The sequence below is a fragment of the Streptomyces sp. ISL-1 genome (genome assembly GCF_018614585.1).
GTDB classification, from domain to species: domain Bacteria; phylum Actinomycetota; class Actinomycetes; order Streptomycetales; family Streptomycetaceae; genus Streptomyces; species Streptomyces maoxianensis.
On the sequence record NZ_JAGGOI010000059.1, the window covers coordinates 22,499 to 28,527 of the forward strand.

The 6,029-nt window shown below is 67.1% G+C and carries 6 protein-coding genes; 1 reads left to right on the top strand and 5 read right to left on the bottom strand.

Going from position 1 to position 6,029, the window contains the following annotated elements:
• Positions 1 to 16: 16 nt before the first annotated feature.
• The 4 genes from J7E87_RS32240 to J7E87_RS32255 all read right to left on the bottom strand — a co-directional run bounded on the left by J7E87_RS32240 (position 17) and on the right by J7E87_RS32255 (position 4,092).
• The gene (locus J7E87_RS32240; RefSeq protein WP_215098167.1) at positions 17 to 919 is read right to left on the bottom strand and encodes a helix-turn-helix transcriptional regulator; all 903 of its coding nucleotides are present in this window, start codon (positions 917 to 919) and stop codon (positions 17 to 19) included.
• A gap of 50 nt (positions 920 to 969) precedes the next feature.
• A complete protein-coding gene (locus J7E87_RS32245; RefSeq protein WP_215098168.1) occupies positions 970 to 1,530 on the bottom strand; it encodes a hypothetical protein in 561 nt (186 codons plus the stop codon).
• Between the two features lie 1,030 nt (positions 1,531 to 2,560).
• Complete coding sequence (locus J7E87_RS32250; protein WP_215098169.1) at positions 2,561 to 3,520, bottom strand: hypothetical protein; 960 nt, start codon at positions 3,518 to 3,520, stop codon at positions 2,561 to 2,563.
• Positions 3,517 to 4,092, bottom strand: a complete 576-nt coding sequence (locus tag J7E87_RS32255) for an RNA polymerase sigma factor (RefSeq protein WP_215098170.1) — start codon at positions 4,090 to 4,092, stop codon at positions 3,517 to 3,519. Before J7E87_RS32255 ends, J7E87_RS32250 begins: the two co-directional genes overlap by 4 nt.
• A gap of 413 nt (positions 4,093 to 4,505) precedes the next feature.
• On the opposite strand from J7E87_RS32255, the gene J7E87_RS32260 reads away from it, so the two are divergent.
• The gene (locus J7E87_RS32260) at positions 4,506 to 5,231 is read left to right on the top strand and encodes a hypothetical protein (RefSeq protein WP_215098171.1); all 726 of its coding nucleotides are present in this window, start codon (positions 4,506 to 4,508) and stop codon (positions 5,229 to 5,231) included.
• A gap of 229 nt (positions 5,232 to 5,460) precedes the next feature.
• Here the strand turns inward: J7E87_RS32260 and J7E87_RS32265 are convergent, their stop codons facing one another.
• Entirely contained in the window at positions 5,461 to 5,856 is a 396-nt protein-coding gene (locus J7E87_RS32265; RefSeq protein WP_215098172.1) for a hypothetical protein, read from the bottom strand.
• Positions 5,857 to 6,029 lie beyond the last annotated feature (173 nt).

Below are 6,029 nucleotides of genomic sequence, written 5' to 3' on the forward strand. Positions count from 1 at the left end.
AGCGGATGAGGGCGGACTACAGGCGCATGAGCAGCGGCAGCAGGGCCGCGATCAGGCTGCAGGCGGCCATCAGGATCTGCAGGCTCCGGCCCGGACCGTACGAGATCCGCGTGAGCGGCCCGGTGTGGCTGTGGCTGGCGATTGACTTGGCGGTCGCGGTGGTTCGCATGTGCCGTACTTCGGCGATCTCGAGCCGGGCCCGGTGGTACATCCAGACGTCGATCTGGTCCTGTGGCACGCCGCAGGCGCCGACGATGGCGGCGAGGACCTTGACCGGCGGGAGCTGGTCCTCGTTGAGGATCTTGTGCAGGGAGCTGCGGGAGATGGCGAGGTCATAGCGGCGCACCCGCTGTTCCATCTCACGCAGGCCGACCTCGCTCTGCAGCCACAGGGCGCGCAGGAGCTCCATGAGGTCCTTGGGCACGGTGCACAGCGAGAGGGCCCCCGTGATGGGGTCGACGTGCACCGGGACACTGGTACGCCCCGCGCTCGCCATGGCCTGCTGGATGAGTGTGGCCATGTGCACGTCCAGCCCGCCTGGCGGAGGCTCGGCCGACGGGGTGCTTTCCTCGCGGCGGGTGCCGCGCATCTTCGGCAGCGACATGCCACCGATGGTCTGCCGTACGACCTCGGCTGTGCCGTGGCGCACCACGACAGCCGACGACGCATCCGGCTCATCCGCGGGCACGGTGTTCTTTTCCTGGACGGCCTGCTGACGCAGAGCCAGCAGGGGGGCTGGGTCCATGCCGCACGCGGCCGCGTACTTCTCGATCAGCGTGACGGTCGGGATGCGCTTGCCCGACGTGGCGTCCGACAGGGCGCTGATGGAGTAGTGCGTGGCCTTGGCGACCTCGGTCAGCTTCATGTCGCCGCGGCCGTCGCCGAGCTCCTCCACCAGTCGCCGCAGGCTGGGCGTCATCGGGGGCAGCACCTGTCGGCGCGGCCGGCCGTGTGAGCGGGTCGTCGCCATCAGGCTGCCCTCACCGCGCACGGCGCCGCACCGCCGAAGCCGCTGAAGAAGCGGTTGATGAAGTCGCGGACAGTGTCAGCGAGTTCGTTCATCTTGGTCACCAGCGCCCGGGCGCAGGAGACGACCACGACGCGCACCGGGCTGATCAGCGTTTCAACGACGCGGAGGGCGACGGACGTCATGGTGACGCCGACGGCGACGGCCTCGGCGGCCTCGGTGAAGGCCAGGTAGAACGACCAGCCGGTTGCACTGCCCATCGCGGCGGCGGTGATCAGCGGGATCACCGGGGACATACGGCCGGCCGCCAGCGGCTGCATCGCGGCGTCCGTGCCGACGCTGCCGGCCGCCGCCGCGGTGAGCACCAACTCCACCAGTTGCACGGCGACGTCGGCGGCGGTGACGCCGACCGTGACGGCCTCGGCCGCCTCGCCGAACACGAAGTAGAACCACCTGCCGGCCGCCACACCCAGCATCAAGGCCAGCGGCACCAGCACCAGACGCCAGCCCTCGGGGCCTGCCGGCAGGCACAGACTTCCCCGACGGGGATCACTGCACTGCATTGCATGTCCTTCCACAGTCATCACGGACAGGCCCTGCTGCTCACTGCGCTGAGCCGGATCCCCCGCACATGGAACGTGCGGGGGCCCCGCGCAGGTGAAGGCCTGCATTCGGCTGGACTGAGGGAGTGGGATACCGCCACTTGGCCCTCCACAGACCTTGAGCGTGACGGGCTCCATTCCCCTGCCCTTCGCATAAGCATGTCACCTCAGGCGCTCCGGTACCACGCTGGGTAATGCCCCGGGCGCACATTCTGAAAAAAGGGTGAGCTAAACCCAGTTCACCGGCTAGAAGGACAATCAAGATCGCAAATCCACTATCGGGCAAACGTTCTGACGGAACGTGCGGATGTGCGAATTGCCAAGTTGCTTACGGCTCCTCCATGTTGTGGCTTGCGTCACTCGAAAGGGGAGGTATCGGACGTGAAAAAACAGGTCCTTGACCATCCGGCGATACTTACGTGAAGACGTCCTGCCAGGTCACAGTTGGTGTGGTCTTTTTCATTATTTCGGACACCGTCCAGTGGAGGACGTACCATAGACGGCGTGACCCATGTCCTCGTTACATGGACACAGCGCTCGCGCTCAGCGGGCGACATCCGAGCCACAGTCAAGGCTGGACGTGCCCTCGGATTGAGGTCCCCCACGCTCCACACGTCGGGGGACCTCGCTGTTTCCGGCACTGGCAGACCTGGTATCGGTCGACCTCATGAAGAGGCGGCGCGGATCACGGTAGATGATCATCTCCGTCGCCTCAGAAAATGGTAGCCGCGTACCCAGAACGATGGGCCCGGCGCGTTGATGGATGGTCCGGACGCTATCTCCGACGCACCGACCACCCGCGAGGTCCCGCAGGAAGAGATGCCGCCGAGGCAGGCCCCAAGGCAGCACCCCAACCCGAGTGGAGGCCTGGCCAATCGGGGGCGGGCCCACGCCAAGGTCCTTGCCCCGGACGCATCCCAAAACAGATCGCCCTCAGTGCTCCGCGAATCTGGGCGAATCGGCGAGGGTCCAGCTCCAAAAAGGAACCAGTTCACAGGTCCGCCGGCACTGTGCTGTCGCGAGGTTCCGTGCCGACGATGAGGACTCCGCGGTCGGATTCTGCGGCGAGTGAGGCTTTCCAGATCCGTTTCTCCCACTCCGCAGGCCACACCGTCGCGGCGTCCCACCGGATGCCTTCGAGATCCACTCCCTCGAGATCCACCGAGCGCAGGTCCGCCCCCCGAAAGTCCGTACTCACCTCCTCGACCGCCTTCACCGCCGCAGACAGGGCCGTCGCTTCCCGGTGCGCCAAGTCCAGATCGTCGGCAAGATCCTGGGCCACCTCGAGAGCACCGAGCCAGGACACCTCTGCTGCCAGAAGGTGGGGAACCAGCTCCGACTCCAGCAGCTGCTGCGCATTGCGAACCTCCGACATCAGCCGGAGGGCGCAGGGAGACAGGTCGCTCTCCACCGTCTCCAGGTAGTCGTAGCCCGCCAGAGCGACCGGAAACTGAGGCGACTCCGGCAGCGCAAGAACTTGCCCGATACTGGCGCCCACCTGGGTGAGCCGCTGACACGAACCGGTCGGCAATGAATCCTCCTCGAGGTGTACGACGAGATCCTGAACGAAGTCCACAGCGTCCCGAAGTATCTGCACCAGGTCCTGCGGCCAGTACGTCCGAGCCATATCCAAGGCCTGCTCGCGGTATTTGAGCCGCACCGCCGCTGGCCTGCGCATCAGCATGGTGCCGCCGCCCTGCCCACAGCCCTCGGGCGCAGCCGGCTGCTCACCCGCCAGCTTCTTCTTCCGCCGCCGGGCCAGCCGCTGGCCGACGGCAGCGCCGGTCTGCCGATGCACGCCAGCCAGCAGCCGTCCCAGCGCCCGGTCAGGATCGTGAAGTTCCGGTGGCCCGCCCCCGCCCATGAGTCCGTCGTAGACCGCCACCCCCAACTGCTCATGCATGCTCGCCAGCAGCGTGTCGAACCGCTCTTCTGCGCTGTCGTGGCTCATCGCTCCTCCTCTCCAGCTGTGCCGCTGAATCCCTCCAGGCTGAGTTCCGCCTTCAGAGTCGCTCTGGCCCGGGCCAGGTTCTGACGCGCCGCCTCGGGCGTGATGCCCATTGCTTCCGCGCTCTCCTGCGTGGTGAAACCGTCCAGAGTCCACGCCAAGGCAGCGCGCTGCTTGGCCGGCAGCTTCAACAGCAGCTCGACAACGCGCCGCTCCTCGACACCGAGTTCCGCCGCGTGCGCGGGGGTCTGCCAGTGCACCACCGACTCCGCCGGGACCTGCGAGCACGGATCCTCTGGCCGGACCTGCTGCCGTAACCAGGAACGCCAGGCCACCTTCCGCAGCCAGGCTTTGGGATAGCTGATACTCGTACCGGGCTGGCACATCTGAGTGAAAGCGTCTTGCGCCGCGTCCTGCGCTTCATTCCAGGACGCGCCGTGCAGCAGCAAAAAGCGCACCAGGCCCGGGTATTCAGCATGGTGGAGCTCCTCGGCCAGATCCCGGCCGCGCAGCGAGGGAAGCGCCGTCTCGAGAGGTTCACTGACGCGCAGTTCAGCGCTCGCCGCGTCCTCCATGACGACTCACCCCAGCTCCGCCGATGAGATGAACGCGCCGCGTGTCACCCGTCGACTGAGCCCTGGGCACCGCAAGCCGGTACTGCCCCGTCAGCGCCTGCACGACGATGCCCGCCCCTATGTGCCCAGCCCCATGCTGTGCCGCGCCACGCTCCATGCAGCGCTGACGAGCACGATCGCCATGGCACCACAGCAACACCGGATCCACCTAGTCCTCCTGGCACTCAGTCAGCGATGCCACCACCGGCACCGCGTCTCCTAGTGCCTCCAGGCGGCGAATGTGTGACATCGCCCAGGTGCAGCCCACAGATCGACGTTTGGATGTTGCCGGAGACCGGTGGTGGCGGTGAAGCTTTCGGGACCGTGGAAACGCGGGGACGCAGACTGCCTGGGTTCCCGTAATCTCACGGCTTGTGAGTTTCATACGAATGGTGCGGGGCGGCTCGGGGCTCAGCTGGGCCGAGGGCGGGGTGTCCCGTTGGCAGGGGAGGGAGCTCGACCGCCTCCGGGACCTGTTCGAGGCAGGCGAGTACGAGGAGGCCGAGGCCCGGGCGAGAGCTCTTGCGGCCGTGCCACGGCGCGTCTGGGGCCGGAGCCCCATGGTGGTGTGGCTGGCCAAGGCCTTGGCCACGGCGGCGGCGGCCGCTCATGGCCGCGGGACCGAGGTGCTGGCCGAGATGGAGACTCTGATCGCGGAGTTGGAGCGGGCCGTTGGCGCCGAGCGGACACTGCTACTGGCGGTCCGGGGGAACCGTGTGTCGGTCCTCGTCGACCAGGAAAGGCATACGGAGGCGGAAGCCGAGGCGCAGGACATACTGCGCGGCGCAGCCCGTCTCGCGCTCCTCACCGAGGTGTGGAGGGTCGAGCTCTCCGCATTGGCCAATCTGGCGGCCGCTTTGTGCGGGCAGGATCGCTACAAAGAGGCCGAGTCCATCGCCCGCGGGAATCTGCCCCGCGCGGAGGGACATACGGCTGCCGCCCTGCACCGTGTCCTGGTGCGCAGCCTGAGCGGGCAGGGCCGGCACGAGGAGGCTTTGGCCGAGGCAGGTCGGCTCACGCCGCTTTGGGTCCGTGCCGAAAGCGGAACTCTGAGCATGGCTACCGCCGCAGCCCTGCATGGCGTAGGCCGCCCGCAGTGAGGCAGAAGCTGCAGCCCGTCAGGCGCTGACCGCCTGTGAGCAGTTCCTGCATCCGGCCCACCCCCGCATCCAGGAAGCCCGCACACTGCTGGCCCGCATTACCGCCGAGGATCCGCTCGCCTCGTGAAACCCCACACGATCGTGGATGGTTGACGCCCAACTCGTTCTATCCGGGCCGGTAGTGGCGCGTGCCGTCGGTGCAGTCGGCGGGATCATCTTCCGGGGGACATCACTCAGGGGGTGACGTCTCTGGCGGTGGATCGGCAACTGGTCCCAGGGGCTCGAAGGCGACGATCACGGATGGGTCCAGACCGCACTCCGGGCAGTGCTCTTTGTCGCAGATCCCTTCATCGGGCCGTGGGCTTGACCGGATTCGGGTCGCCTCGATGACGTGTCCGCAGTACAAGCGCAGCCGCCACCGGTGCAGTTTCCACGCCGGGACTGGTGGGCCGAGGAGTTGGCGCAGCCGTTCCCGGCTCTCTTCGGAGACGGAGGTGGGGAATTTGGCAAGTTGGCGTTGGACCCACTCGTGGATTCGTACCTTGTCTTTCTGCTGGCGGTGGTCGGCCTTGGTCAACTGGTAGACCGCCAGGGGCACCCCGTGGCTCAGGTATTCGACCTCCATCTGGATGAGGCTAGGCAGCGGGCCAACCGCTGTGGGACGGCCCTTGAAAGCCCACCCATTCGGATGGCTCGCCGCCGCCGGGGCTGCGCAGGATCGGTCGGGCTCACTGGTGGTGGACCGCGGGCACGCAGTGCAGCTGGCGGCGGCCTTGTTTAGAAGTCATCTCATTTGGC